Below are 25,268 nucleotides of genomic sequence, written 5' to 3'. Positions count from 1 at the left end.
CGAGCAGGCTCGCTCCCACAGGGAAATTTGCGTTGCCCGTCAAGCCTTCGCGGGTTCCAGCGCCAACTCAACGGCTTCCGGACGCTTGACCGTCGCATAGACAACAGCCGTCAACAAACTCCCCGCGACAATCGCCAGCAGATACAACAGCGCATGATTGATCGCATTCGGAATCGCCAGCACAAACAAGCCACCATGCGGCGCCATCAGTTTGCAGCCGAAGTACATCGACAGCGCGCCGGTCAAAGCACCGCCGGCGATGCTCGCCGGAATCACCCGCAACGGGTCTTTGGCAGCAAACGGAATTGCGCCTTCGGAAATAAAGCACAGCCCCAGCACCAGCGCCGCTTTACCGGCCTCGCGTTCGGTCTGGGCGAACTTGCGGCGGGCGATGAAGGTGGCAATGCCCAGCCCGATGGGCGGCACCATGCCGGCAGCCATGGTCGCGGCCATCGGCGCATAACTCTGCGATGCCAGCAGCCCCACCGAGAACGCATACGCGGCTTTGTTGATCGGTCCACCAAGGTCGACGCACATCATGCCGCCGAGCAACACTCCGAGCAGGATCGCGTTGGTGGTGCCCATGCTGTCGAGGAAATGCGTCAGCGCCGCGAGCATCCCGGCGACCGGTTTACCGACCACGTAGATCATCACCAGACCGGTGAACAGGCTGGCGAACAACGGGATGATCAGAATCGGTTTCAGCGCTTCCAGACTCTGCGGCAACGCCACATAACGACTGATGGCCTTGGCCGCATAACCAGCGATGAAACCGGCGACGATCCCGCCGATGAAACCGGCGCCCAATGTGCTGGCAAGCAAACCACCAATCATCCCCGGCGCCAGGCCCGGACGGTCGGCGATCGAGTAAGCGATGTACCCGGCGAGCAGCGGCACCATCAGCTTGAACGCGGTCTCGCCGCCGATCTGCATCAGCGCCGCCGCCAGCGTGCCCTCTTCCTTGAACGCGGTGATGCCGAAGACGAACGACAAGGCGATCATCAGACCACCGGCCACCACCATCGGCAGCATGAACGAAACACCGGTCAGCAGGTGTTTGTAAACGCCGGTTTTCTCTTGCTTGGCCGGCGCCTTGCCGTCGCTCGCAGCGCTCTCCACCTGAGCTTCGGCGAGGGCTTTTTTCAGCGTCGCTTCGGATTGCTTGAGGGCAATGCCGGTGCCGCAACGGTAGATTTTCTTGCCGGCGAAACGCTCGGTGGCGACTTCGATGTCGGCCGCCAGCAACACCACGTCAGCCTCGGCAATCGCCGTTGCGCTGAGCGGGGTTTTCGCGCCGACCGAGCCTTGGGTTTCGACGTGCAGTTCATAGCCCAGACGCTTGGCCGTCTGCTGCAACGCCTCGGCCGCCATGAAGGTGTGGGCAACACCCGTCGGGCAGGCGGTGATGGCGACGATGCGCGGCGCACGTGGCGCAGCGGCAACCGGGACGGCTTCGCTGGCGAGGTAAACTTCGGCCTCTTGCGCACCACGGCGCAGCACCGCTTCGACATCCTGCAGCGCTTGCGCCGGGGCGATGCGGAACACGCGCTTGCCGACGAAACGGCGCATGTCGACATCACCGGTGGCGACCAGCAACACCCACTCCGCCGCCTCAATGGTGGCGGCCGACAATTCACGTTCCGGGTGCGCCGCATCGACCACTTCAACGCTGGTGCTCCAGCCCTGACGCTGGGCCGCCGCGTCCAGCAGACGGGCGCACAGCACACTGGTGACCATGCCGTTCGGGCAGGCCGTGACAATGGCTAATTTCATGACAAACCCTCTTATTGTTCTGTCAGGGGACGCACGCGCACGCCCTGTTCGAGCCGCGCCAGTTGCGCCGCATCGTTGATGCCGAAACCGATCTGCGTCACCGCCATCGCGGCAATCGCCGTGGCGGTGCGCAGAGTCTGCTCGGGCGTGTCGGCACTGAGCAGACCGTGGAGCATGCCGGCCAGCAGCGAATCGCCGGCCCCTACCGTGCTGGCAACCGTAACCTTCGGCGGCGTGGCATGCAGTGCCGAGCCGACACTGAACCAGTTCACACCGTCGGCACCGTGGGAGATCACCACGTGCTCGATGCCTTTGGCATGCAGGCACGCCGCTGCCTGGGCTTCGGCGGCGTGGGAGACCACATCGCAATCGAGCGCATCGGCGAGTTCTTCGGTGTTCGGTTTGATCAGCCACGGGCGCGCTTCAATGGCCGCGCGCAAGGCTTCGCCGCTGCTGTCGAGGGCGACGTTCAGGCCGAGGCCGTTCAGGCGTTCGATCAACTCACGCAACCACTGCGCGCTGACGCCACGCGGCAGACTGCCGGCGACCACCACCGCGTCATGCCCCGGAGCGATCTGCAGCAGACGCTCAAGCAACGCCTGCTGCGCCGTCGCGTCGACCACCGGCCCCGGGCCGTTGATGTCGGTGATGCGCCCGTCGTGCTCGGCGACCTTGATGTTGCTGCGCGTCTCCCCCGGCACGCGAATGAACGCATCGACAAAGCCGCGCTTGGCGAACAAAGTCTCGAAGGCTTGCAGATTGTCTTCGCCGAGAAAGCCGCTGACCGTCAGTTGATGCCCGAGGTCTGCGAGTACCTGGGCGACGTTCACGCCTTTGCCGGCGGCGTGGGTGTGCATCTCGTCGCTGCGGTTGACCTGACCGGCCTCCAGGCGTGGCAGCTCAACCGTGAGGTCCAGCGCCGGGTTGAGGGTCAGGGTGAGAATCTTGGCCATTACAGGGCCTCCACTAATGCACGCACTTCGTTCGCGCTGCCCACGGTGAGGGCTTGTTGAGCAAGGGTTTGCGCCTGGGTCAGGCTGAGTTCGCGGATGCGCGCCTTGACCTCGGCGATGCTGCGCCCGGACACGCTCAGCTCATCGACGCCAAGGCCGACCAGCACCGGCACCGCCAGCGGATCCGCCGCCAGTTCGCCGCAGACACCGACCCATTTGCCATGGGCATGCGCAGCGCGCACGGTGATGTCGATCAGTTGCAGCACCGCCGGGTGCAAGCCGTCAGCCTGGGCCGAGAGGGTCGGATGACCACGGTCGATGGCCAGGGTGTATTGCGTGAGGTCGTTGGTACCGACGCTGAAGAAGTCGACTTCCTTGGCCAATACCGGCGCCAGCAAGGCCGCTGACGGTACTTCGATCATGATCCCCAGTTGCAGATCAGCGACCGGGATTTCCAGGCGCAAGCGCTCGGTCATGTCGCGGGCCTGACGCCATTCTTCGACGCTGCCGACCATCGGGAACATGATCCGCAGCGGCCGGTTATCCGCCGAACGCAGCAAGGCGCGCAATTGCGCTTCCATGACCTGTGGACGCTGCAAGGTCAGGCGAATGCCGCGCACGCCGAGGAACGGGTTTTCTTCCTTGGCGATCGGCCAATACGGCAGCGGCTTGTCGCCGCCAACATCAAGGGTGCGCACCACCAGCGGCCGCCCGGCGAGGCCATCGAGGACGCGCCGGTATTCGGCTTCCTGAGTGGCTTCGTCCGGCGCCTGCGGGTGGGCCATGAAAATCAGTTCGGTGCGCAGCAGGCCAATACCTTCGGCGCCCTGCTCGACCGCAGCGGTAACGCCGGCGCTTTCACCGATGTTGGCGAACACTTCCACGGCGTGACCGTCAGTGGTGTGCGCCGGTTGATGGCGTTGTTCGGCGGCAGCCTTGAGACGCTGCTCGCGGGTGTCGCGTTCTTCGGCGGCACGTTGCAGGGTCGCGGCATCGGCGTCGACGTGCAGGCGACCGCGCTGGCCGTCGAGCAGCAACGGCGTGCCCGGTTCCAGCAGCAACACCGCAGCGCCAGCTCCGACCAGCGCAGGAATCCCGAGAGCACGGGCGACGATTGCACTGTGCGCGGTGGCGCCGCCGCGCGCGGTGAGAATCCCTGCAACTCGGGCCGGATCGAGCCGCGCCACGTCGGATGGGCCGACTTCGTCCATCACCAGAATGTATGGCTGCTCCGGCTCGTTCGGCGTCTGCACACCGCAAAGTTGCGCCAGCACCCGGCGCCCGATGTCCCGCAGGTCCGCCGCCCGCTCGGCGAGCAACGCGTCCTGCAGCGATTCCTGTTGTTTGGCCGCTGCTTCAATCACCGCCATCCACGCCGCTTCGGCGCTTTCGCCTTGCTTGAGACGGGTGTCGACTTCGTCGGTCAGTTCCGGGTCGTCGAGCATTTCCTGGTGGGTGATAAAAATCTCGCGAATCGCCTTGGCCTTGCTGCGTTCGATCAGACCCTGAATGTCACGGCGCACATCGCTCAGCGCTTGCTTGAGGCGCTCGCGCTCGATGGCGGCGGACTCGCCGCGCAACGGGTAATCGATAGCCTGCTGCACCTGAATGTGCGCAGGCCCAATGGCGATGCCCGGTGCCGCCGGGATCGCCTGCAACTGCGCGCCGGACGCCGGGGCGATCAGCACTTCGGCGATATCGGCGATGGCTTCGCGTTGCTGGCTCACGGCCGGCAGCGGTTCGACTTCTTCGCCGAGGCCTTCTTCGATAGCGGCCAGCAGCGCCGGCAGGGCATCGGCGGCGATGCTCGGTTCGGCGATCAACTCCAGCACCTGACCACGACGGGCGCCGAGGCTCAGCAGTTTACTCAGGCTTTTTACCGACACGGCGCTGTCCGCGCTGTCGACGATGCGCACGCGGATTTCGCCGTCGAAACTCTTCGCCAGTTGCGCCAGAATCTTCGCCGGGCGTGCGTGCAGACCGTGGGCGTTGGCCAGGGCAATACGCGCGCTGGGCCAGTCGGCGGGCAGTTCGCCACCGAGCACTTCGAGGACTTTGCGACTGCTGGTGGCGCGGCCCAGTTCATGGCCGCGCCCTTCGATGAGCAGCGCACACAGACGTTCGAGCAGCGCCTGATGCGCCTCACCCAGACTGGCCAGACAGAACAGACCGCTGAGCGGCTGCCCGAGGTAACGCATCGGTTTGTCCGGGGTGACGAACGCCAGGCCCGGACGTTTCACGGTTTGCTCGCTGTGCAGCCACCACAGGCCATCGCCCAGCGGTAGCGCTTCGACTTGCTGCAACACGCCGGCAAAACCATTGCTCACACAATCGGCCTGACGCAACAGACGCGCGCCACGCCAGACCAGTTCTTCGAAATCGTCAGCCGAAACGCCGAGGCCGATCATCTGCGCATCCAGCGCCAACTCCTGCGGCGCGCCTTGCAGCAGTTTCAGCAGCGCTTCCGGCGAGCTGGCGCGACGCAGGGCCTGACCCAGATCGGTCTCGCCGAGGGCGCGGGTCAGCAGTTGCAGCAGACGCAGGTGTTCGTCGGATTTGGCGGCGATGCCGATCGCCAGATAAACGATCTGGCCGTCGCCCCAGTCCACGCCCTCGGGAAACTGCATCAGCCGCACGCCGGTGGCGAACACCTGATCGCGGGTCTCGGGCGTACCGTGGGGGATGGCAATACCCTGGCCGAGAAAGGTCGAGCCCTGGGCTTCCCGGGCCTGCAAGCCGGCGAGGTAACCGTCGGCGACCAGACCATCGGCCACCAGATGATTGGCGAGCAATTGCAGGGCGGCGGGTTTATCCACAGCCGATTGGCCCATGGATATCTGCTCTATAGTGAGCTCGAGCATGCGATCTCCTTTTTGGCACATGGATGCGCCAGGATATTGTTTTGAATGGTCACAGCTTAGGCGCTGGTCAGCCTGCTTTTCAGCGGCCGTTTTGGCGGTTTCACGGCAGAACCGGCCAAAGGCGTCTAAAACGTAGAAAATACGCTTGCTGAAACGTTTAATCTAGATTGATCGGCACGTTACTCGATAATGTCTCATCCTTGAAGTCCAACTTGTCGGATGCGCTGCGACAATAGTCGTCTGCCTGAATCGGGTAGGATTGGCGAAAATGTCGCGGCAAGCTCGAAAAAACAAGGAAATACCGGGTTGAAACTCAGTGATATCGCGCGGTTGGCCGGAGTGTCCGTGACCACCGCCAGCTACGTCATCAACGGCAAGGCCGAACAGCAACGCATCAGCAACGCCACGGTCGAGCGGGTGCGTGCGGTCGTCGAACAGCACGGCTTCACCCCCAATCCACAAGCGGCCGGGTTGCGCAGTCGGCACACGCGCACGTTGGGCTTTATTCTGCCGGATCTGGAAAACCCCAGTTACGCGCGGATCGCTAAACTGCTCGAGCAAGGCGCGCGGGCGCGGGGTTATCAGTTGCTGATCGCCAGCTCCGACGATGCGCCGGACAGCGAGCGCCAGTTGCTGCAACTGTTCAAGGCGCGCCGCTGCGATGCGCTGATCGTCGCCAGTTGCCTGCCGGCCGGTGACGACAGCTATCGCCAGTTGCAGGCCAAGGGTCTGCCGATCATCGCCATCGACCGGGTCATGGAACCCGAGCACTTCTGCTCGGTGATCAGTGACGACCGCGAAGCCAGCCTGCACCTGACTCACAGCCTGCTCACCCCGCAGCCAAAACAGATCGTGCTGCTCGGCGCACGTCCGGAGCTGAGCATCAGTCAGGAACGTGCGGCCGGCTTCAAGCAGGCACTGCTCGACTTCAAAGGCGAAGTGCTGATCGAGCACGCCGAGTCCTTCAGCCGCGAATGCGGCAAGCAACTGATGGAAGAACTCCTGCAACGTCTGGGGCATTTGCCGGATGCGCTGGTGACCACTTCCTACGTGCTGCTGCAGGGCGTGTTCGATGCGCTGCATGACTTCCCGCTCAAATCCCGTCCGCTGCGCCTGGGCACCTTCGGTGACACGCAGTTGCTCGACTTCCTGCCATTGCCGGTCAACGCCATGGCCCAGCAGCACCAGTTGATCGCCGACAAGGCGCTGGAGCTGGCGTTGGCTGCGGTTGAGCAAGCCGAATACAAGCCTGGCGTGCAGGCCATCGCGCGGACCTTCAAGCAGCGTATTCACCGGGACTGAGCCGTGGAGCTGATCGACAGCCACACCCACCTCGACTTCCCCGACTTCGACGCCGATCGCGCGGCGTTGCTCGCCGAAAGCCGCGCTCTCGGCGTGCGGCGGATGGTGGTGCTGGGGGTTTATCAGGGCAATTGGCAACGGCTGTGGGATCTGGTGCAGAGCGATGCCGACTTGTATGCAGCGTTCGGTCTGCATCCGGTGTACCTCGATCAGCATCGACCCGAAGACCTGCGCGCACTCGGCGACTGGCTGACGCGGCTGCGCGGCCATCGGCAACTGTGTGCGGTGGGCGAGATCGGTCTGGATTACTTCATCGAAACCCTCGACCGCGAACGCCAGCAAGCGCTGTTCGACGCGCAACTGCAACTGGCGGCAGACTTCGATTTGCCGGCGCTGATCCACGTCCGCCGCAGCCACGCAGCCGTAATCGCCACGCTCAAGCGCTTCAAGCTCAAACGCGCCGGGATCATCCACGCCTTCGCCGGCAGCCGCGAAGAAGCACGCGAATACATCAAGCTCGGTTTCAAATTGGGTTTGGGCGGCGCGCCAACCTGGCCGCAGGCGCTGCGCATGCATCGGGTGCTGGCGGAGTTGCCACTGGATTCGATCGTGCTCGAGACCGACTCGCCAGACATGGCCCCGGCGATGTTTCCCGGCATACGCAATACACCGGCACACTTGCCGGCGATCTGTGCGGCGCTCGCCGAGTTGATGAACATCAGTCCGGAACAACTGGCCGCTGCCAGCACTGCCAACAGCTGCGAAGTATTCGGTTGGTAACACGCCTTCTGCAGGAGCTGCGGCACTGCGATCTTTTGCTCCTCGCCCTTAAAACAAGATCAAAAGATCGCAGCCTCGTTTCACTCGGCAGCTCCTACAGTCGGTTCGCATGAGCTCTGGCTGCGTCGAGGATCAGGGTCATGTGCTGACGGTGGTGAAAAAAACGCAGCAGCGCGAAGTACGCGAAAAGCACGATCAGTGACGCATTCAACTGTTCAGTCACGCTGAGCAGCCCGATCCATTCCATGACCAGCGCCACCAGCAGCGCGGTACACACGGTTACCGAGGCGCTGAAGCGCAGCAATCCCAGCGAATCGAGGGACTTGAAGCGTTTGATCTGTTTCGGGCAACGCAACTCCAGCGTTTTCTGGCAGTGCGCGCAAGTGAACGGTTCGTTGATTGCGATGGCGTTGAGCTGCCATGGCTTGAGTAACTGCGTGGTCTGGCAATGAGCACAACGGCCCTGGACTCCCAGGGTTGCAACGGACATGAGCGGCCTCCTCGACGCAATCAGCGGAACACGGATACTGGCTCATTAATGACGAAAAGCCAGCCGTCGGAAGAAAACAGGAATTGGCTTACACGCGTAAGTATCAATGCATTACAAAATGTTCTGACATCTGCCCTGCTCCCCCTGTTGGAACGAGCATGTAGTGAGGGGATTCATCCCCGATGGACTGCGCAGCAGTCCCTCATCACTGACTGGGTATTGGGGACGCTTCGCGTCCCATCGGGGATAAATCCCCTCACCACAGGTTTCTGACAAGGGGTGGAATGGCAGGATTCAGACGCGGAACGCGCTGATCAGCTGTTTGAGTTCCACCACCTGCGCCGACAGTGCCCGGCTGGCATCCTCGGTCTGATGCGCACCTTGGGCCGTGCGTTCACCGGCGCGGTTGATCTCGACGATGTTCTGATCGATGTCATGCGCGACGGCGGTCTGCTGCTCCACGGCAGCGGCGATCTGCTGATTCTGATCGACGATCATGCCTACCGCCCCCAGGATGTTTTCCAACGCCTGCTGGACCTTTTCCGACTGCCCGACCGTGCCGTTGGCCATCTGATGGCTGACGCCCATGGCTTTCACCGCCGCACCGACGCCGCCATGCAGTTTGGCGATCATCTGCTCGATTTCTTCGGTCGATTGCTGAGTGCGTTTGGCCAACGTACGCACTTCATCTGCCACCACGGCAAAGCCACGGCCCTGCTCGCCGGCACGGGCCGCTTCGATGGCCGCGTTAAGCGCCAGCAGATTGGTCTGCTCGGCAATGCTCTTGATCACTTCCAGCACGCGGCTGATCGACTGGCTGTCGCTGGCCAACTGATTGATCACCAGCACCGATTGGTCGATCTCGCTGGCCAACGCGGCAATGCTGCCCTGCTGCGACTCCACCAGTGTGCGGCCACTGACGGTTTCATCGTTGACGCTGTGCGCACTGCTCACCGCTGCCGCTGCGCTGCGTGCAACTTCCAGCGAGGTCGCCGACATCTGATTCATCGCGGTCGCGACTTGCTCGATCTGCGTGCGCTGCCCGGCCACCGCCTGATTGCTTTGCGCGGAGACGTTTTCCACCTGCCCGGCCTGGCGCTCGACCTCGGCCACGGTATGGCCGACCCGTTCGATCAAGTCGTGGATCTTCCTTACGGTGCCGTTGAACACCTCGCCCAGCTCGCCGAGTTCATCGCGGCTGCTGGCCTTGAAATTGACCGTCATGTCACCGGCCGCGACCTTGTCCATCATCGCGCCCAAACGCTTGAGCGTGGTGCGGGTCGAGGCGTAGAAACCCGCGTAGAGATAGAAAATCAGCACGAACACCACCGACAACGCCACCGCCTGCAACACCATGTGCGTGCGGTTTTGCGCCAGGCGCTGCTGCAGTTGGGTATCGAGAAATTTCAAGGTCGCGTCATTGAGCTGGTAGGTCTGCGCCATCAGCCCGGTGACTTGGTCGTAGAACGCCTGCCACGGAGTATCGAGGGTCTCGGCCACCACGACTTTCGCTTCAAACAGTTCACTGGCCTGTTTGAGCGAGGTCTTGCTGCTGTCGGACGGCGCGCTGAGGCTGGCGCGCGCGGCTTTGCTGGAATCGAGGGCATCCTGCAATTTCAGTGCGTATTCGGCCTGGAGCTTTTCGATCTGCGCCAGCAACTCGTCGAAGCGGGTACTCGACGAGCTGTTGAGAAAGCCCTGCCCCAACGAATACGAGCCGATGGCCCGGCCTTCGCCGAGGGTTTGGGTGACGCCCGGGGTAACGTTGGTGAGCAATTCGCTGAGCTGACGGATGTCGCTCTGATTGTCGCGGCTCAGCCCGGCCTGACTGGCGATGATCTGGCTGAATATCTGCGCATTACCAAGCAATTTGCCGATCATCGCGCTTTTGCTTTGCAGGGAGCTTTCCGCCTGTTGCGCCTTGAACGCGTTGATCATTTCATCGCGTTTGCCGTCGAACAGTTTGACCTGCTCGGGATCGTCTGTCATCGCCTGCAGACCTTGCAAGCGCGCCAGCACGGCTTGCTCCAGGCTGCTGATCTGCGCCTCGAGGTTGTCGGCCTTGCCGGACTGCCCGAGGACAACGTTGATCTGCACCAGATTGTTCAGCGTTTCCAGATCCCGGCGCAGGCTCAGGCTGCTGCCCAGCAGATCGAGGCTCTGCAATTCGACCCGGGTGCCCTGGAATTCGCGGTAGGAATCGCGCACCAGATAGAAATTGGTCACCAGCATCGGCACCAGGAACAGCACGCTGATCAGGCTGAACTTCATGCCGAAGCTCAGACGGTTCATCAGCGAGACGGCGGGATAGAGCAAGCTCTTCACTGGAAGTCTCCCTTGGCTTTTCTTGTTTTTATTGGCAGGCGCAGGGCGACAGCAGATAGCCACTATCGGGCGCTGTCTCTGTATAGCTCAAATCGGAGAGAGGTTTTGTAACTTAAGGTTAACGACTACGCTGCGCCGGTCACTGACCTGTGGCGAGGGGATTTATCCCCGATGGGCTGCGCAGCAGCCCCATTAAGATATTGGGGCCGCTGCGCGCCCCATCGGGGATAAATCCCCTCACCACAATGAATTTCACCGGCGAGTATCAGTGAATCAAGACTGTCCACAAGGCAAACCCGGCATACCACAGCACCGCCGCGCGCAGCAGCAGTTCCCACAGGCAATCGAGGGTATTGATACCTTCAGGGCCGACCACCGGCGGCGGGATCTCGCCTGCTGCCAGGCCGACCTTGTTGATCAGATGCGCGGCGCTGATGTTCCAGTTCAACAGCTCGTGCAACATCACCCGGCTGACCGCGACGAAGTTGCCGACCAGTGCAAGGCTGGCAGCCAGCAGGCGCACCGGCAACCAGTCAAAGGCGTGACGTAACTGGCCGGCACGTTCGGCGAGCGCCGGGTTCTGGCTGTTTTCTTCCGCCAATGCCAGTAAGCGATAAGCCAGCGCCGCGACCGGACCGAGCACGAAGTACCAGAAAATCACCGCGAAGAAGCTCTGATAGGCCTGCCACAGCAAGTGACTCTGGACCTGTTCCAGCAATTGCTCACCGCTGTCGGCACAGATATCCAGATCACGCTTGGCCACATGCGCGGCCGCTTGCAGGTCTTCACGCCGCCAGGCGTCACGGAACGGCCCGAGCCCTCCGAGCAGATCACCGCGGCCCAAGGCGTAAATCACCACCACCAAATGCACCGGCAAGGCCAACAAGCCGTACGCGACGGGTTCCAGTACCAGCAGCAACAAGCCGAGCAGCGCCACCGGCAGCAACACCAGAATGGTCAGCACCAGCCACGGTCGATTCGATAATCGTGGGCTGCTTTCGAGTTTGTGCAGCTCGCGGATCCATCCGCCATCGCGTTGAACCCGATGGCGCAAGGCCGAGAACTTCTCGATCCAGACCGCCAGCAGTAACACCAGAAAACTCATTGTCCTTCCTCTTGTGCCAGGGCTGCGCGGTAACGCGCCCAGTCGAATGCCGGGCCAGGATCGGTCTTGCGCCCGGGTGCGATGTCGCTGTGCCCGCAGATACGGGCGTCGGTGATGGCCGGAAATGCGGTTTGCAGCTGACGCGTCAGCGTGATCAGCGCCTGATACTGCGCATCGGTAAAGGGCAGATCATCGGTGCCTTCGAGCTCGATGCCCACGGAAAAATCGTTACAGGTTTCCCGGCCTTCGAACTTCGACACGCCCGCATGCCACGCCCGCTCCAGACAGGAGACAAACTGGGTGACGCGGCCGTCACGTTCGATCAGAAAATGCGCCGAGACGCGCAAGTCGGCAATCCCTGCAAAATAGGGATGCTCGGTGACATCCAGACGATTCTGGAAAAATTCCTGCACCTTGCCGGTGGCGAACTGCGCCGGCGGCAGGCTGATGTTGTGGATCACCAACAGGGAGATTTCGCCCGCAGGGCGTTCATTGAAGTTGGGCGATGGGCAGACCTGCACCCCGTGACACCACCCGCTAGCGGGATCCAACTGCATACCGATTCCTTCAACGCCGACTGTGTTGGCGCCCAGTATGCCGTGATCGGCCCCCGGCGCGCGATCACTTGCCGCGATTGAGGCGCCGCAGATTGCCGAGCACCGACTCCAGCGCCCGATCAAACAGCAAGGTGTCATCCAGCGCACGCACCGCGCCCCGGCGGAATTCAAGGGCCAGGTCAATGCGGCTGCGCTCCAGCACTTTCATCCCGGTACGATCAACAAACACGTATTTGCCGGTGGCTTCGATGACCGCCGCGAGCTTGCAGCGCAGGCTGTGCTCGTCGTCTTCCTGGAAGGCGACCCAACTGCCCAGACGCAATTGCTCCACCTGACGCAGGCCGGGGTCGTCATGCGCCAGGCCGCTGGCATTCAGGCCGATCGCGCCCTCTTCAGCGCTGCGCAGGGTAATGTGCTGCGACACTTCGACCAGCGCCGGCGCATCGGCCGGCGGCGGCTCGGATGAGGGCTCAAGCACCCGCACATGCAACGCTTCCAGCTCGCTGAAAAATTCGCTGGTGGCGAACGGATCGAACGCCGAACTGCTCAGGCCATCACGCAATGATTTGAGCAAACCGGGCACCAGCGCCAGCAATCGCAGACCGGCGTCCGCCTCGTCATGACGTTGCACGCTCCAGATCAATTGTTCCATGGTCTGGACATCGGCCTGCCATTCAGCCGACTGGTCGCCATGCTTGAGGCACGTCAGCAGCAGCACTTTGCTCCACGCATCACGCACGAACATTACCACCGAAGGCGGCAGGACTTTCCCCAGCAGCGCCAGATTCAACACCTGCTCGACCCGCTGCCGGGCCAACTCGGTTTTCGCTCGCCCTTCCTCGGCGTCGCGCAAACGCTGCTCAAGCAATTCGCTGCGCCGCCGCTCATCGCTGGTGAAGGCGAGGAAGTCTGCGAGCAATTCGGAGAAGATCGCCGGGTCGTCAACGAACTCGGTGAGCAGGCGCTGCACCACTTGTTCGATGCGCAGATACAGGCTGTCACGCGCCTCGCCGCTGCAATCGCCCCAGCCCATGGCGGCATCGGCGATCTCATTGAGCAGGCGTCGCGCCGGGTGGCTGCCGCGACTGAAGAAGCTTTTGTCGAGCACCGCCACTTTGAGCATCGGAATCTGCAGACGGGCGATCAACGCCTTGAGCGAATCCGGCAGGTTAGGGTCTTCGAGGATGCAGTCGAAGACCATCGCAATCAGATTGATCACGTCTTCATCCGCACCGTCGACGATGCGCGATTTGCCGCTCCTGACGCTGACCCGTGTCAGCAATTGTTCGAGCTGGTTGCGCAGGTCGAAGTCATCCTGCGCCGCCAGCGCCGGGACGTATTGCTGCAGATGCGAGAGCAGGCGCAGCAGATCGCGGGTACTGATCGGCTGCGTCGCGACGCTCGGCTCCAGGGTCGGCGCGACGCTGCCGCGCACGTGCCGGAGCAACTCCTGCAACGCGGCGAAAACTTCCTGTACGCCTTCGTCGGCGGGAGCCGGCTCGTCGCTTTCTTCGCTGCTGATGCTCGCTGCCGCACGCTCGATCGCGCGACGCGCAGGTGCCGGTTTCAACTCGGGCAGCACGCCAGTGGCGACCAGCAATTGATTGGCTTCGGCGTACAACGGCTCGGTGTCGGCCAGTACGTAGCGTTCGAACAGTTTGAGCAAGATCAGCTTGACCTTGATCTCCACCCCCAGGTTGCGCCCGGCTTGCAGAAAAAACTCGCAGAGCATCGTCGGGCCGAGCGGGTTGTGCTGGTTGTCGAAATTCTTGCCCAGCAACACGTTGAGCCGCGCGGTCAGTTGATCGAGGGCAAAGCCGTCACGCTTGAGCACCCGGCCGACCATGGTCTCGACCGCCACGTTGCGCTCCATGTCGTCGGTGCGCGGTGCCGACTCTTCGAACATCAACGAATCGGGCAACGTGTGCTGAACGGGGTCGTACTGGATGAGAGCGACGAAGGCTTCGAAAAATTGTTCGAGAAACCCGCGCTCGATGTTTTTGCGCTTGAGGCGCAGGTCGCGCATGGCTTCGAAAAAGATGTTCTGTTCGACATCGTTGCGCGCTCGGTCGGCCATTTCGAACAGGGTGTCGTCGGCGTTATCGAACAACTCCTGCAAACCGTGGCGCAGTTGCTGGGCCGCCTTGTCGCGGACCTGAAGCAGAATCACAGGCAGGCGGGCGAGCGGCGAGTGATTCGCCTGATCGGTAGCGGCCTTGTGCAAAGGCACTACATTCCCGTCGTTGTGCATCCAAGCCTCCTGAAACGGTGATTCCACTGGGCAGTTACCGCGCAATTCCCTGTGGGAGCGGGCTTGCTCTCACATCAGCGTCAAAGCCATGACGTCAAATGCAAGGCGGATTATCTTGCAAAACTTGTCGCGGGCGCTATAGCCGTCAGGGTTTCCCCTATGCCTGCAACACCTTCCAGTGACCACGAGAAGCGCTGCTTTGCTCACAGAAAATCGACCAGTTGCAGTCTGCCACGCGCGTTCTCGCCTTGGGTTGGCTCTCGCCATGCCCCTATAATCGGCGCACTTAGTTTGTGGAGCCCGTTATGCCGAATCTACGTCTCGCCGATCTGACCGCCGAAATCGAAGCCAACGTGCGCCGCGCGTTGCTCGAAGACGTCGGCAGCGGCGACATCACCGCGCAACTGATCCCGGCCGAACGTCTGGCCAAAGCCACCATCATTACTCGTGACGACGCCGTCATCTGCGGCACGGCGTGGGTTGACACGGTGTTTCGCCAGCTCGATCCGCGCGTCGCAGTGCATTGGCAGGTGCGGGATGGCGAACGGGTCAAACCCAATCAGCCGCTATTTCACCTGGAAGGCCCGGCGCGTTCGTTGCTGACGGGCGAGCGCAGCGCGCTGAACTTCCTGCAACTGCTGTCCGGCGTGGCAACGCGTGCGCAGTACCTGGCGGACTTCGTGGCCCAGACCCAGGTCAAGCTGCTGGATACCCGCAAGACCCTGCCAGGCCTGCGTCTGGCGCAGAAATACGCAGTGACCTGCGGCGGCTGCCACAACCACCGCATCGGCCTCTACGACGCGTTCCTGATCAAGGAAAACCACATCGCCGCCAGCGGCGGCATTGCGCAGGCCATCGCCGCCGCGCACAAGATCGCGCCGGGCAAACCGGTGGAAGTCGAAGTGGAAAGTCTGGAAGAGCTGAAAGAAGCGCTGACAGCCGGCGCCGACATCATCATGCTCGACGAGCTGAGCCTGGATGACATGCGCGAAGCCGTGCGCCTGAACGGCGGCAAGGCCAAACTGGAGGCCAGCGGCGGCATCAACGAAAGCACGCTGCTGCCGATTGCCGAGACCGGGGTGGATTACATCTCGATCGGTGCGATGACCAAGGATGTGAAGGCAGTGGACCTGTCGATGCGTCTGAGCCTCTGAGGCCCTCAAGCCATAAAAAACGCCAGCCCGGTTAAGGCTGGCGTTTTTGTTTCAGACCACCAGATTGTTCATCTCGCAGTACTCTTCCCAATCGACGCCCAACACTTCGGCCGCCTCCTTGTGCAGTTCCAGACGCTTGGCCTCAAACTCTTCAGGGGTGCTGGTGTACTTGAGCGTCAACTCCCACGGCTGCAAGCCCTGAGATTCGGCTTCGTCCTCGAATGCCCACTGGATCTGGTCTTTCTGATCATCAGGACTCAGGTCCTTGATCTCTTCCAGCAGTTGGGGCGCGTCGAGCTTGTATTTCTCCAGCGCTTGTTCGTGACGTTGCTCTTGAGTTAATTCGGTCATGGCGTTCTCGCTGATCGTAAGAATGGAGGATGGATCTGGATCATCAAGGATCTCTCTGACGCGGATTGTCCGGCCTTCGGAACCATTCGGGATCATCTGAAAACTGCTAAGCGATGCTCATGCAGGCACCGAATATAGGACGTTTGCATGACGAATTACACGGCTCTTTACATCTCTTGCACAAAAACTTGACCTGCGGAACATAAATCCGGATTTTGAGTCATAGCGATGTGCCACTTCGGCACTCACTCTTGCTGTTCACAAGGAAAACCAGTGATGCGCAGCTTTTCGAAGATTTGTTCCGTTGTGTCTGCCAGTGCCCTGCTCGCCGCCATGCTGTTGCCGGCCAGCGCCATGGCGCTTGAATTGAGCAACAGCAGCTCATCCTATGGCGACAAGGTTTCGCTGATTCACAATGACTACGGCAAGGATGTTGTCATCAAAAGCGATATCAGCATTGATGAACTGCAAAAGATCCGCGATACCGTCCGCGATCAGTCACGCCAGATTGAAGAACTCAAACGCAGCAGCGGTTCGAGTTCGAACTCCAGCAGCAAGGAAATCGATGACCTGAAGAGCAAGGTCAAGGATCAGGACCGGCAACTGGATACCCTCGGACGCCAGGTCGAAGACCTCAAGCGCAACAGCGGCTCGAGCTCGAATTCCGCCAGCAGCGAGATTTCCAGCCTGAAGCAGAAAATCAACGATCAGGATCGCGCCATGGAACAACTCAAACGAACCGTCGAGGATCTGAGCCGCAAGGTGAAATAAGGGAAGTGGTGCCCGAGACAGGAATCGAACCTGCGACCTTCGCGTTACGAGTGCGCTGCTCTACCGGCTGAGCTACACGGGCGGTGGGCTAAACCTAGCACCGGTCTCGGGCTGCGGCAAATTTGAGCGTGTTTCTGCTGATTATCACTTGTGGCGAGGGAGCTTGCTCCCGCTGGGTTGCGCAGCGACCCCAACCTTTCTGAGGCTGATGTTTTTTACGACTGCTGCGCAACCGGGCGGGAGCAAGCTCCCTCGCCACAAATGCGTTTATGGCAGACAAAAAAATGCCCCGCCGTTTTCACGGCGGGGCATTTTCATTGCGCTAAAGCTGGGGGCTGATTAAACACCCGAAGCCTTGGCCGCTGCCACGTCTTTGATGGACAGCTTGATACGGCCGCGGTTGTCCACGTCCAGTACCAGCACTTCCACTTCCTGGCCTTCTTTCAGGATGTCGGTGACTTTCTCTACGCGAGCGTCGCTCAGCATCGAGATGTGCACCAGACCGTCCTTGCCCGGCAGGATGTTGACGAATGCGCCGAAGTCGACGATGCGCTCAACCTTGCCGACGTAGATCTTGCCGATCTCGGCTTCTGCAGTGATGCTCAGAACGCGCTGGCGAGCAGCTTCTGCGGCATCCTTGGTTTCGCCGAAGATCTTGATCGAACCGTCGTCTTCGATATCGATCGAAGCCTTGGTTTCTTCGCAGATCGCACGGATGGTCGCGCCACCTTTACCGATAACGTCACGGATCTTGTCTGTGTCGATCTTCATCGCGATCATGGTCGGCGCGTTGGCCGACAGCTCGGTACGCGACTGACCGATGATCTGGTTCATCTGGCCGAGGATGTTCAGGCGCGCTTCCAGGGCCTGGCCCAGAGCGATTTCCATGATCTCTTCGGTGATGCCCTTGATCTTGATGTCCATCTGCAGCGCAGTAACGCCTTTGGCGGTACCGGCTACTTTGAAGTCCATGTCGCCCAGGTGGTCTTCGTCACCCAGGATGTCGGTCAGGACGGCGAACTTCTCGCCTTCTTTGACCAGACCCATGGCGATACCGGCAACCGGCGCCTTCATTGGCACACCAGCGTCCATCAGGGCCAGGGAAGCGCCGCAAACGGAAGCCATCGAGCTCGAACCGTTGGATTCGGTGATTTCCGAAACCACACGGATGGTGTACGGGAACACGTCAGCGGCTGGCAGCATGGCCGAAACCGAACGACGGGCCAGACGGCCGTGACCGATTTCACGACGACCAGCGCCACCCATGCGACCACACTCGCCCACCGAGAACGGAGGGAAGTTGTAGTGCAGCATGAACGGGTCTTTTTTCTCGCCTTCCAGGGTGTCCAGCAGCTGTGCGTCACGGGCAGTACCCAGCGTCGCGACTACCAGAGCCTGGGTTTCGCCACGGGTGAACAGCGCCGAACCGTGAGTCTTAGGCAGAACGCCGACTTCGATGTTCAGCGGACGTACGGTGCGGGTGTCGCGGCCGTCGATACGTGGCTTGCCGTTAACGATGTTTTCGCGAACGGTGCGGTATTCGATTTCGCCGAAAGCGGCTTTGACGTCAGCAGCAGAAGGCTGGCCTTCTTCGCCGGACAGCTTGGCAACGACCTGGTCTTTCAGCTCGCCCAGACGTGCGTAGCGGTCAGCCTTGACGGTGATGGTGTAAGCCTGGGAGATCGCTTCGCCGAACTCGGCACGGATCGCGCCCAGCAGTTCGGTGGCTTCTGGAGCAGGCGCCCAGGTCCAGGTTGGCTTGGCAGCTTCAGCGGCCAGTTCCTTGACGGCGTTGATCACCACCTGGAACTCGTCGTGAGCAAACAGTACCGCGCCCAGCATCTGGTCTTCGGTCAGCTCTTTGGCTTCCGATTCAACCATCAGTACGGCGTCGGAGGTGCCGGCAACGACCATGTCCAGGCTCGAAGCAGCTTGCTGCTCGTAGGTCGGGTTCAGCAGGTAGCCGGTGCTTTCGTGGAAAGCGACGCGAGCGGCGCCGATCGGGCCGTCGAACGGAATACCGGAGATGGCCAGGGCAGCCGAGGTACCGATCATCGCAGCGATGTCCGGATCGGTCTTCTTGCTAGTGGAAACGACGGTGCAGACAACCTGCACTTCGTTCATGAAACCTTCTGGGAACAGCGGACGGATCGGACGGTCGATCAGTCGGGAAGTCAGGGTTTCTTTCTCGGAAGGACGGCCTTCACGCTTGAAGAAACCGCCAGGGATCTTACCGGCAGCGTAAGTTTTTTCCTGGTAGTGAACGGACAGAGGGAAGAAACCCTTGCCTGGATCGGCTTGCTTGGCACCGACTACGGTCACCAATACGCTGACGTCGTCGTCAACGGTGACCAATACTGCGCCGGAGGCCTGACGGGCGATACGGCCAGTCTCGAGGGTAACGGTCGACTGACCGAACTGGAATTTTTTGATTACCGGGTTCACGGTGTCCTACCTTCTTTGTGGCTCTTGGGGGAACTGGTTTCTTGCGAAATTCTTGGGCAATGTCGGGAATCGGCCCGCTGACTGTCCGGGTAAAACGGTAGTGCAGATAAAACTTGAGGCTGGGAGCCTGCCAGCCACCAGCGGAAAACCGCCGATGCCTGACAGACAACCAACCTCATAGCGCAATCGCTGATTAGCGACGCAGACCCAGGCGGCCGATCAGAGCGCTGTAACGGCTCAGATCCTTGCCTTTCAGGTAGTCCAGCAGCTTGCGACGCTGGTTTACCATGCGGATCAGACCACGACGGGAGTGGTGGTCTTTACCGTTGGCCTTGAAGTGACCTTGCAGTTTGTTGATGTTGGCGGTCAGCAGTGCAACTTGCACTTCTGGCGAACCAGTATCACCAACAGCTTGCTGGTAGTCGGCAACGATTTGAGCTTTTTCTTGAACGTCGAGAGCCATGAGGCAATCCTTTTATCAGGAAACTGTTTCAATAACAGTTTCAACAGGCCAGGGACAAATCCCTGTATCTATAAATGAGTAGTGACCGTGCCTGTTGACAGCCACACTCGCCGGCCTGCTGTTACACAGACCGGTTTCCGGTCATTCTGACCGAATCAGTCGACGTGGCGCGATGCGCCCGTCTTCGCTCACTTCACCGATACCGATGAAGCGACCGTTGTGATCCTGTACCCGTACCATGCCGAACTTCGGCGCATCCGGGGCACGTACTGGCTGGCCGTTGAGCCAGTAGAACGCACTCGCTTCGGAGAAGTGCAGCAGCGGCCAATCCTGCAGGCCGCTGTCCGATGGCATCAGGAAGCGGTCGACCGCTTCGTTGCCGCCTTCGGCATGTACTGCTTCCAGCTCTTCGAGGGTCACGGTCTGCGCCAGGGTGAAAGGCCCGGCCTGGGTACGACGCAGTTCAGCGACGTACGCACCACAACCGAGTTGCTCACCGATATCCTCCACCAAAGTGCGAATATAGGTGCCCTTGCTGCAATCCACCGCAAGACGCGCAGTATCGCCTTCGAAGGCCAGCAATTCCAAGCGCGCAATAGTAACAGAACGCGGTTCGCGCTCCACTACTTCGCCTGCACGGGCCAGCTTGTACAGCGGCTGACCATCACGCTTGAGTGCCGAGTACATCGGCGGTATCTGACTGATTTGCCCGCGAAATTTCGGCAGAACCGCTTCGACATCGGCGCGACCAACGGTCACCGGGCGCTCCTGCAAAACCTCACCCTCAGCGTCCGCCGTGGTGGTGGTCTTGCCCAGTTGCGCGAGGGTTTCGTAACCCTTGTCGGAATCGAGCAGGTATTGCGAGAACTTGGTTGCTTCGCCAAAGCACAGCGGCAATACACCGGTGGCCAACGGGTCGAGGCTGCCGGTGTGACCGGCCTTCTCGGCGTTGAGCAACCAGCGAACCTTCTGCAACGCGGCGTTGGAGGTGAACCCCAGCGGCTTGTCGAGCAGGATGATACCGCTGACGTTACGACGGATACGTTTGACCTGAGCCACCGAATTACTCCTTGGTGTCTTCAGGTGCAGCAGCCACGTGCTGATTGTCCTCAGCCACGGCGCGCTCGATCAGGGCCGACAGGTGCGCGCCACGCACGACGCTTTCGTCGTAGTGGAAATGCAATTGCGGCACGCTGCGCAGCTTCATTTCACGGGCCAGCTGCATGCGCAGGAAACCTGCGGCAGCGTTGAGCACCTTGATGCTTTGCGCGATGTCTTCGGCGTTGTCCTGCCCCATCACGGTGATGAAGATCTTCGCGTGACCGACGTCACGGCTGACTTCCACAGCAGTAATGGTGACCAGGCCGACGCGCGGGTCTTTGACTTCACGACGGATCAGCTGGGCCAGCTCACGCTGCATCTGATCGCCGATACGTTGGGTACGGCTGTATTCTTTTGCCATGATTTTGTTACCTGTTACTGCCCTACGGTGAAACCCGCAAGGTCTGAAAGCGGCAAACGCCCGGCCTGACAAAAGCCAGACCGGGCGTTGCGTTTAGAGTCCTGACGCCGTGGCGCGCATCTGCATGCGGCGGCTCGGCGTGGCCCTTGAAGTGCGCGAGTCAGAGGCTGCGAGCAACCTGAACCTTCTCGAAGACTTCGATCTTGTCACCGACTTTGACGTCGTTGTAGCTCTTCACGCCGATACCGCATTCCATGCCGGCACGTACTTCGGAAGCGTCATCCTTGAAGCGGCGCAGGGATTCCAGCTCGCCTTCGAAGATAACGATGTCTTCACGCAGTACACGGATCGGACGGTTACGGTGCACAACACCTTCGATCACCATGCAACCGGCGATCGCGCCAAACTTCGGCGAACGGAACACGTCACGAACTTCGGCCACACCCAGGATGTTCTCGCGAACATCGCTGCCGAGCATGCCGGTCAGGGCTTTCTTGACGTCTTCGATGATGTCGTAGATCACGTTGTAGTAACGCATGTCCAGACCTTCCTGCTCGACGATCTTCCGTGCGCCAGCATCGGCACGCACGTTGAAGCCGAACAGTACAGCGTTGGAAGCCAGTGCCAGGTTGGCGTCGGACTCGGTGATACCACCGACACCGCCACCGACCACGCGCACTTGCACTTCGTCGTTGCCCAGGCCGTTCAGAGCGCCCTGCAAAGCTTCCAGCGAACCACGGACGTCGGATTTGAGGACGATGTTGAGCGTCTTCTTCTCTTCCTGGCCCATGTTTTCGAAGATGTTTTCCAGCTTGCCGGCGTGAGCGCGAGCCAGTTTGACTTCGCGGAACTTGCCTTGACGGAACAGAGCCACTTCACGGGCTTTCTTCTCGTCGGCAACCACGCTCATCTCGTCGCCAGCGTCCGGCGTACCGTCAAGACCCAGGATTTCGACCGGAATGGCCGGACCGGCTTCCTTGATTGGCTTGCCGTTCTCGTCGAGCATGGCGCGCACGCGGCCATAGTTCGAGCCGACCAGCACCATGTCGCCTTGACGCAGCGTACCGTCCTGAACCAGAACAGTGGCTACCGGGCCACGGCCCTTGTCCAGACGCGATTCGACGACAACACCACGGCCAGGAGCCGATGGGGTGGCGGTCAGTTCGAGCACTTCGGCCTGCAGCAGAACGGCTTCGAGCAGTTCGTCAACGCCGGTACCCATTTTCGCCGAAACCGGTACGAATGGCGTGTCGCCGCCCCAGTCTTCGGAAGTCACGCCGTGAACCGACAGTTCGCTGCGGATGCGATCGAGGTCGGCACCTGGCTTGTCGATCTTGTTCACCGCAACCACCAGAGGAACGCCAGCCGCCTGAGCGTGCTGAACAGCCTCGATGGTTTGCGGCATCACGCCGTCGTCCGCCGCAACGACCAGGATCACGATGTCGGTCGCCTTGGCACCACGGGCACGCATGGCGGTAAACGCAGCGTGACCCGGAGTGTCGAGGAACGTCACCATGCCGCGGTCGGTTTCAACGTGGTACGCACCGATGTGCTGGGTAATGCCGCCGGCTTCGCCTGCAGCTACCTTGGCACGACGGATGTAGTCGAGCAGGGAAGTCTTACCGTGGTCAACGTGGCCCATTACGGTCACGACTGGCGCACGGGAAACTGCCTCGCCTTCAAACTTCAGGGACTCGGCCAGGGAATCTTCCAGGGCGGTGTCGCTGACCAGGGTCACTTTGTGGCCCAGCTCTTCAGCTACCAGTTGAGCAGTTTCCTGATCGAGTACCTGGTTGATGGTCGCTGGAGTGCCCAGTTTGAACATGAACTTGATGATTTCAGCAGCCTTGACCGACATCTGCTGGGCAAGATCGCCAACAGTGATGGTCTCGCCGATCTTCACTTCACGCACGACAGGACCGGTAGGGTTCTGGAAACCGTGAGCGTTGCGCTTCTTCAGCTTGGCCTTGCCGCGACCACCACGACGGAAGCCATCGCTTTCTTCGTCGGTAGTGCGTGGCGCCACTCGTGGAGCCGGCGCTTTTTCTTTGACCGATGCGCGATGCGGAGCGTTTTTGCGCTCGCCATCGCCGCCGCCACGACGACTGTTATCGTCGGCACGTGGTTTGTCCGGACGGCGCTGTTCGTCACGCTTGCGCGTGTCGGCAGCTGGCGCAGCAGCGACAACTGGTGCGGCTTCGCGCACAGGTTCAGCGACTGGCGCAGGTGCTGCAACAGCTTCGGCAGGAGCGCTCGGCGCAGCAGCAGGCTGGCGACGCGCTTCTTCTTCAGCGCGCTGCTTGGCTTCTTCTTCAGCCTTCTGACGGGCAGCATTTTCTACTGCGCGACGCTCTTCCAGTTCACGCTGGCGCTCGGCTTCGATTTCTTCCGGGCTACGCTGTACGAAAACCTTCTTCTTGCGAACTTCTACGCTGATGCTCTTGCTACCAGCCACACGCAGGGTGCTGGTGGTTTTACGCTGCAGCGTGATTTTGCGTGGTTCTTCCACTTTCGCCTTGTGGCTGCTTTTCAAGTGAGTCAGCAGGGATTGCTTCTCACTGTCAGTCACATGTTCTTCGGCGGCGGTGTGCGGCAGACCTGCCTCACGCATCTGCTGCAACAGGCGCTCTACCGGTGTTTTGACCTCATCGGCCAGTTGTTTCACCGTGACTTGCGTCATGCACTTCTCTCCTCAGGCCGCGCCTAATTACTCGAACCAGTGGGCTCGGGCGGCCATGATCAACTTGCCGGCACGATCATCGTCAATGCCGTCGATGTCGAGCAGGTCGTCAATAGACTGCTCGGCCAGGTCTTCGCGGGTAATTACGCCGCGCACCGCCAGTTCCATCGCCAAATCCTTGTCCATACCCTCAAGCGAGAGCAGGTCTTCGGCCGGATGGGCGTCTGCCAGCTTTTCCTCAGTAGCGATGGCTTTGGTCAACAAACGATCCTTGGCACGAGCGCGAAGCTCGTTGACGATGTCTTCGTCAAAGCCGTCGATGTTGAGCATTTCTTCCAACGGTACGTAGGCAATCTCTTCCAGGCTGGTGAAGCCTTCATCTACCAGCACCTGAGCCAGCTCTTCGTCGACTTCCAGCTCGTCGATGAAGTTGCGCAGGATGTCGCCGGTTTCTGCTTGTTGCTTAGCCTGGATGTCCGATTCGGTCATCACGTTCAGGGTCCAGCCAGTCAACTGGCTCGCCAGACGCACGTTCTGACCACCTCGACCGATGGCCTGAGCCAGGTTGTCTGCGCCAACGGCGATGTCCATTGCATGGGCATCCTCGTCAACGATAATGGCCGCCACTTCTGCCGGCGACATGGCATTGATCACGAACTGCGCCGGGTTATCGTCCCACAGGACGATATCGACACGCTCGCCACCCAACTCGCCCGACACGGCCTGGACGCGCGAACCGCGCATACCGATGCACGCGCCCTGCGGGTCGATGCGTTTGTCCTTAGAACGGACAGCGATCTTGGCACGCGAACCCGGATCACGGGACGCCGCCATGACTTCAATCAGGCCTTCGGCGATTTCCGGCACTTCGATGCGGAACAACTCGATCAGCATTTCCGGCGCGGTACGCGACAGGATCAACTGCGGGCCGCGGTTCTCGGTGCGGATTTCCTTGAGCAGTGCGCGCAGGCGCACACCGACACGGAAGGTTTCGCGAGAAATGATGTCTTCACGGGCCAGCAACGCTTCGGCGTTGTTGCCCAGATCGACGATCACGTTGTCACGGGTGACTTTCTTCACGGTGCCGGAGATGATTTCTCCCAGGCGCTCGCGATAGGCGTCGACCACTTGAGCGCGCTCGGCTTCACGGACTTTCTGCACGATGACCTGTTTGGCGGTCTGTGCTGCAATGCGGCCGAACTCGATGGATTCGATCTTTTCTTCGACGACGTCGCCGACCTTGGCGCCCGGATGCGTTTCGGCAACCTTGCTTGGCCAGGTTTCGATCGCAGGATCGTCGAGATCATTCTCTTCGACGACTGTCCAGCGACGGAAAGTCTCGTAGGAACCGGTGTGGCGGTTAATTTCCACACGCAGGTCAACTTCGTCTTCAAAACGCTTTTTGGTAGCAGTGGCCAGAGCCAGCTCCAGCGCTTCAAAAATCACGCTTGCCGGTACACCCTTTTCATTGGATACCGACTCAACAACCAGCAGTACTTCTTTGCTCATCGTACGCCTCGCCTTTCGCAAGCCATTGGATCCGCG

19 protein-coding genes and 1 tRNA gene are annotated in these 25,268 nt (G+C 60.8%); 4 read left to right on the top strand and 16 right to left on the bottom strand.

Features of this window, described 5'->3' with window-relative positions:
- Nucleotides 1-39: 39 nt before the first annotated feature.
- The 3 genes from ACYZUM_RS00475 to ptsP are packed head-to-tail and all read right to left on the bottom strand — an operon-like array spanning nt 40 to nt 5,587.
- Entirely contained in the window at nt 40-1,773 is a 1,734-nt protein-coding gene (locus tag ACYZUM_RS00475) for a PTS fructose-like transporter subunit IIB (protein WP_096795323.1), read from the bottom strand.
- An 11-nt stretch (nt 1,774-1,784) separates the two neighbouring features.
- On the bottom strand, nt 1,785-2,726 hold the full coding sequence (gene pfkB, locus ACYZUM_RS00470; protein WP_108181651.1) for a 1-phosphofructokinase: 942 nt from the start codon (nt 2,724-2,726) through the stop codon (nt 1,785-1,787).
- Nucleotides 2,726-5,587 carry a phosphoenolpyruvate--protein phosphotransferase gene (gene ptsP / locus ACYZUM_RS00465; RefSeq protein WP_108181650.1) on the bottom strand — a complete coding sequence of 954 codons (2,862 nt, stop codon included), beginning with the start codon at nt 5,585-5,587 and terminating at the stop codon, nt 2,726-2,728. The genes pfkB and ptsP overlap by 1 nt, the downstream gene beginning before the upstream one ends.
- Before the next feature lie 306 nt (nt 5,588-5,893).
- Between ptsP and cra the strand changes: the two genes are divergently transcribed.
- Nucleotides 5,894-6,889 (top strand): catabolite repressor/activator, encoded by a 996-nt coding sequence (gene cra / locus ACYZUM_RS00460; RefSeq protein ID WP_108181649.1) that lies wholly within the window; start codon nt 5,894-5,896, stop codon nt 6,887-6,889.
- A 3-nt stretch (nt 6,890-6,892) separates the two neighbouring features.
- Nucleotides 6,893-7,669 (top strand): TatD family hydrolase, encoded by a 777-nt coding sequence (locus ACYZUM_RS00455; protein ID WP_108181648.1) that lies wholly within the window; start codon nt 6,893-6,895, stop codon nt 7,667-7,669.
- Between the two features lie 94 nt (nt 7,670-7,763).
- Here the strand turns inward: ACYZUM_RS00455 and ACYZUM_RS00450 are convergent, their stop codons facing one another.
- From ACYZUM_RS00450 to ACYZUM_RS00430, 5 genes are all read right to left on the bottom strand, one after another.
- Entirely contained in the window at nt 7,764-8,159 is a 396-nt protein-coding gene (locus ACYZUM_RS00450; protein WP_047291192.1) for a hypothetical protein, read from the bottom strand.
- A gap of 294 nt (nt 8,160-8,453) precedes the next feature.
- Nucleotides 8,454-10,484, bottom strand: coding sequence for a methyl-accepting chemotaxis protein (locus ACYZUM_RS00445; RefSeq protein WP_108181647.1), 2,031 nt, complete (start codon nt 10,482-10,484; stop codon nt 8,454-8,456).
- A gap of 265 nt (nt 10,485-10,749) precedes the next feature.
- Nucleotides 10,750-11,589 (bottom strand): regulatory signaling modulator protein AmpE, encoded by an 840-nt coding sequence (gene ampE, locus ACYZUM_RS00440; RefSeq protein ID WP_041066826.1) that lies wholly within the window; start codon nt 11,587-11,589, stop codon nt 10,750-10,752.
- Entirely contained in the window at nt 11,586-12,146 is a 561-nt protein-coding gene (gene ampD / locus ACYZUM_RS00435; protein WP_108181646.1) for a 1,6-anhydro-N-acetylmuramyl-L-alanine amidase AmpD, read from the bottom strand. The genes ampE and ampD overlap by 4 nt, the downstream gene beginning before the upstream one ends.
- A gap of 64 nt (nt 12,147-12,210) precedes the next feature.
- Nucleotides 12,211-14,397, bottom strand: a complete 2,187-nt coding sequence (locus ACYZUM_RS00430) for a DUF1631 domain-containing protein (protein WP_108181645.1) — start codon at nt 14,395-14,397, stop codon at nt 12,211-12,213.
- 305 nt (nt 14,398-14,702) lie between these two features.
- On the opposite strand from ACYZUM_RS00430, the gene nadC reads away from it, so the two are divergent.
- Nucleotides 14,703-15,551, top strand: a complete 849-nt coding sequence (nadC, locus tag ACYZUM_RS00425) for a carboxylating nicotinate-nucleotide diphosphorylase (protein ID WP_095139818.1) — start codon at nt 14,703-14,705, stop codon at nt 15,549-15,551.
- Between the two features lie 51 nt (nt 15,552-15,602).
- Here the strand turns inward: nadC and ACYZUM_RS00420 are convergent, their stop codons facing one another.
- Nucleotides 15,603-15,902 carry a DUF6388 family protein gene (locus ACYZUM_RS00420; protein ID WP_108181644.1) on the bottom strand — a complete coding sequence of 100 codons (300 nt, stop codon included), beginning with the start codon at nt 15,900-15,902 and terminating at the stop codon, nt 15,603-15,605.
- Nucleotides 15,903-16,178: 276 nt separating this feature from the next.
- Between ACYZUM_RS00420 and ACYZUM_RS00415 the strand changes: the two genes are divergently transcribed.
- Entirely contained in the window at nt 16,179-16,673 is a 495-nt protein-coding gene (locus ACYZUM_RS00415; RefSeq protein WP_041066814.1) for a hypothetical protein, read from the top strand.
- A gap of 6 nt (nt 16,674-16,679) precedes the next feature.
- Here the strand turns inward: ACYZUM_RS00415 and ACYZUM_RS00410 are convergent.
- The 7 genes from ACYZUM_RS00410 to nusA form a co-directional block, all read right to left on the bottom strand.
- Nucleotides 16,680-16,755 (bottom strand) — tRNA-Thr (locus ACYZUM_RS00410).
- A gap of 257 nt (nt 16,756-17,012) precedes the next feature.
- Nucleotides 17,013-19,118, bottom strand: coding sequence for a polyribonucleotide nucleotidyltransferase (gene pnp, locus ACYZUM_RS00405; protein WP_007961443.1), 2,106 nt, complete (start codon nt 19,116-19,118; stop codon nt 17,013-17,015).
- Between the two features lie 193 nt (nt 19,119-19,311).
- Complete coding sequence (gene rpsO / locus ACYZUM_RS00400) at nt 19,312-19,581, bottom strand: 30S ribosomal protein S15 (protein ID WP_003221553.1); 270 nt, start codon at nt 19,579-19,581, stop codon at nt 19,312-19,314.
- Between the two features lie 141 nt (nt 19,582-19,722).
- Nucleotides 19,723-20,640, bottom strand: coding sequence for a tRNA pseudouridine(55) synthase TruB (truB, locus tag ACYZUM_RS00395; RefSeq protein WP_024011571.1), 918 nt, complete (start codon nt 20,638-20,640; stop codon nt 19,723-19,725).
- A 4-nt stretch (nt 20,641-20,644) separates the two neighbouring features.
- Nucleotides 20,645-21,043 (bottom strand): 30S ribosome-binding factor RbfA, encoded by a 399-nt coding sequence (gene rbfA, locus ACYZUM_RS00390; protein WP_007961438.1) that lies wholly within the window; start codon nt 21,041-21,043, stop codon nt 20,645-20,647.
- 160 nt (nt 21,044-21,203) lie between these two features.
- Nucleotides 21,204-23,723, bottom strand: a complete 2,520-nt coding sequence (gene infB, locus ACYZUM_RS00385; protein WP_041066807.1) for a translation initiation factor IF-2 — start codon at nt 23,721-23,723, stop codon at nt 21,204-21,206.
- Between the two features lie 27 nt (nt 23,724-23,750).
- Nucleotides 23,751-25,232 carry a transcription termination factor NusA gene (nusA, locus tag ACYZUM_RS00380; protein ID WP_003221546.1) on the bottom strand — a complete coding sequence of 494 codons (1,482 nt, stop codon included), beginning with the start codon at nt 25,230-25,232 and terminating at the stop codon, nt 23,751-23,753.
- Between the last annotated feature and the right edge of the window lie 36 nt (nt 25,233-25,268).

This window comes from Pseudomonas sp. m6p (assembly GCF_055760375.1).
The sequence above is the reverse complement of the archived record's forward strand: the minus strand, read 5'-3'. Positions and strand labels throughout refer to the sequence as shown.

Excerpts from the sequence above, each read along its gene's own strand:
- ACYZUM_RS00475 (WP_096795323.1), bottom strand. The coding sequence starts at position 1,773 with ATGAAATTAGCCATTGTCACGGCCTGCCCGAACGGCATGGTCACCAGT.
- pfkB (WP_108181651.1), bottom strand. The coding sequence starts at position 2,726 with ATGGCCAAGATTCTCACCCTGACCCTCAACCCGGCGCTGGACCTCACG.
- ptsP (WP_108181650.1), bottom strand. The coding sequence starts at position 5,587 with ATGCTCGAGCTCACTATAGAGCAGATATCCATGGGCCAATCGGCTGTG.
- ACYZUM_RS00450 (WP_047291192.1), bottom strand. The coding sequence starts at position 8,159 with ATGTCCGTTGCAACCCTGGGAGTCCAGGGCCGTTGTGCTCATTGCCAG.
- ampE (WP_041066826.1), bottom strand. The coding sequence starts at position 11,589 with ATGAGTTTTCTGGTGTTACTGCTGGCGGTCTGGATCGAGAAGTTCTCG.
- ampD (WP_108181646.1), bottom strand. The coding sequence starts at position 12,146 with ATGCAGTTGGATCCCGCTAGCGGGTGGTGTCACGGGGTGCAGGTCTGC.
- ACYZUM_RS00430 (WP_108181645.1), bottom strand. The coding sequence starts at position 14,397 with ATGCACAACGACGGGAATGTAGTGCCTTTGCACAAGGCCGCTACCGAT.
- nadC (WP_095139818.1), top strand. The coding sequence starts at position 14,703 with ATGCCGAATCTACGTCTCGCCGATCTGACCGCCGAAATCGAAGCCAAC.
- ACYZUM_RS00420 (WP_108181644.1), bottom strand. The coding sequence starts at position 15,902 with ATGACCGAATTAACTCAAGAGCAACGTCACGAACAAGCGCTGGAGAAA.
- ACYZUM_RS00415 (WP_041066814.1), top strand. The coding sequence starts at position 16,179 with ATGCGCAGCTTTTCGAAGATTTGTTCCGTTGTGTCTGCCAGTGCCCTG.
- rpsO (WP_003221553.1), bottom strand. The coding sequence starts at position 19,581 with ATGGCTCTCGACGTTCAAGAAAAAGCTCAAATCGTTGCCGACTACCAG.
- rbfA (WP_007961438.1), bottom strand. The coding sequence starts at position 21,043 with ATGGCAAAAGAATACAGCCGTACCCAACGTATCGGCGATCAGATGCAG.
- infB (WP_041066807.1), bottom strand. The coding sequence starts at position 23,723 with ATGACGCAAGTCACGGTGAAACAACTGGCCGATGAGGTCAAAACACCG.
- nusA (WP_003221546.1), bottom strand. The coding sequence starts at position 25,232 with ATGAGCAAAGAAGTACTGCTGGTTGTTGAGTCGGTATCCAATGAAAAG.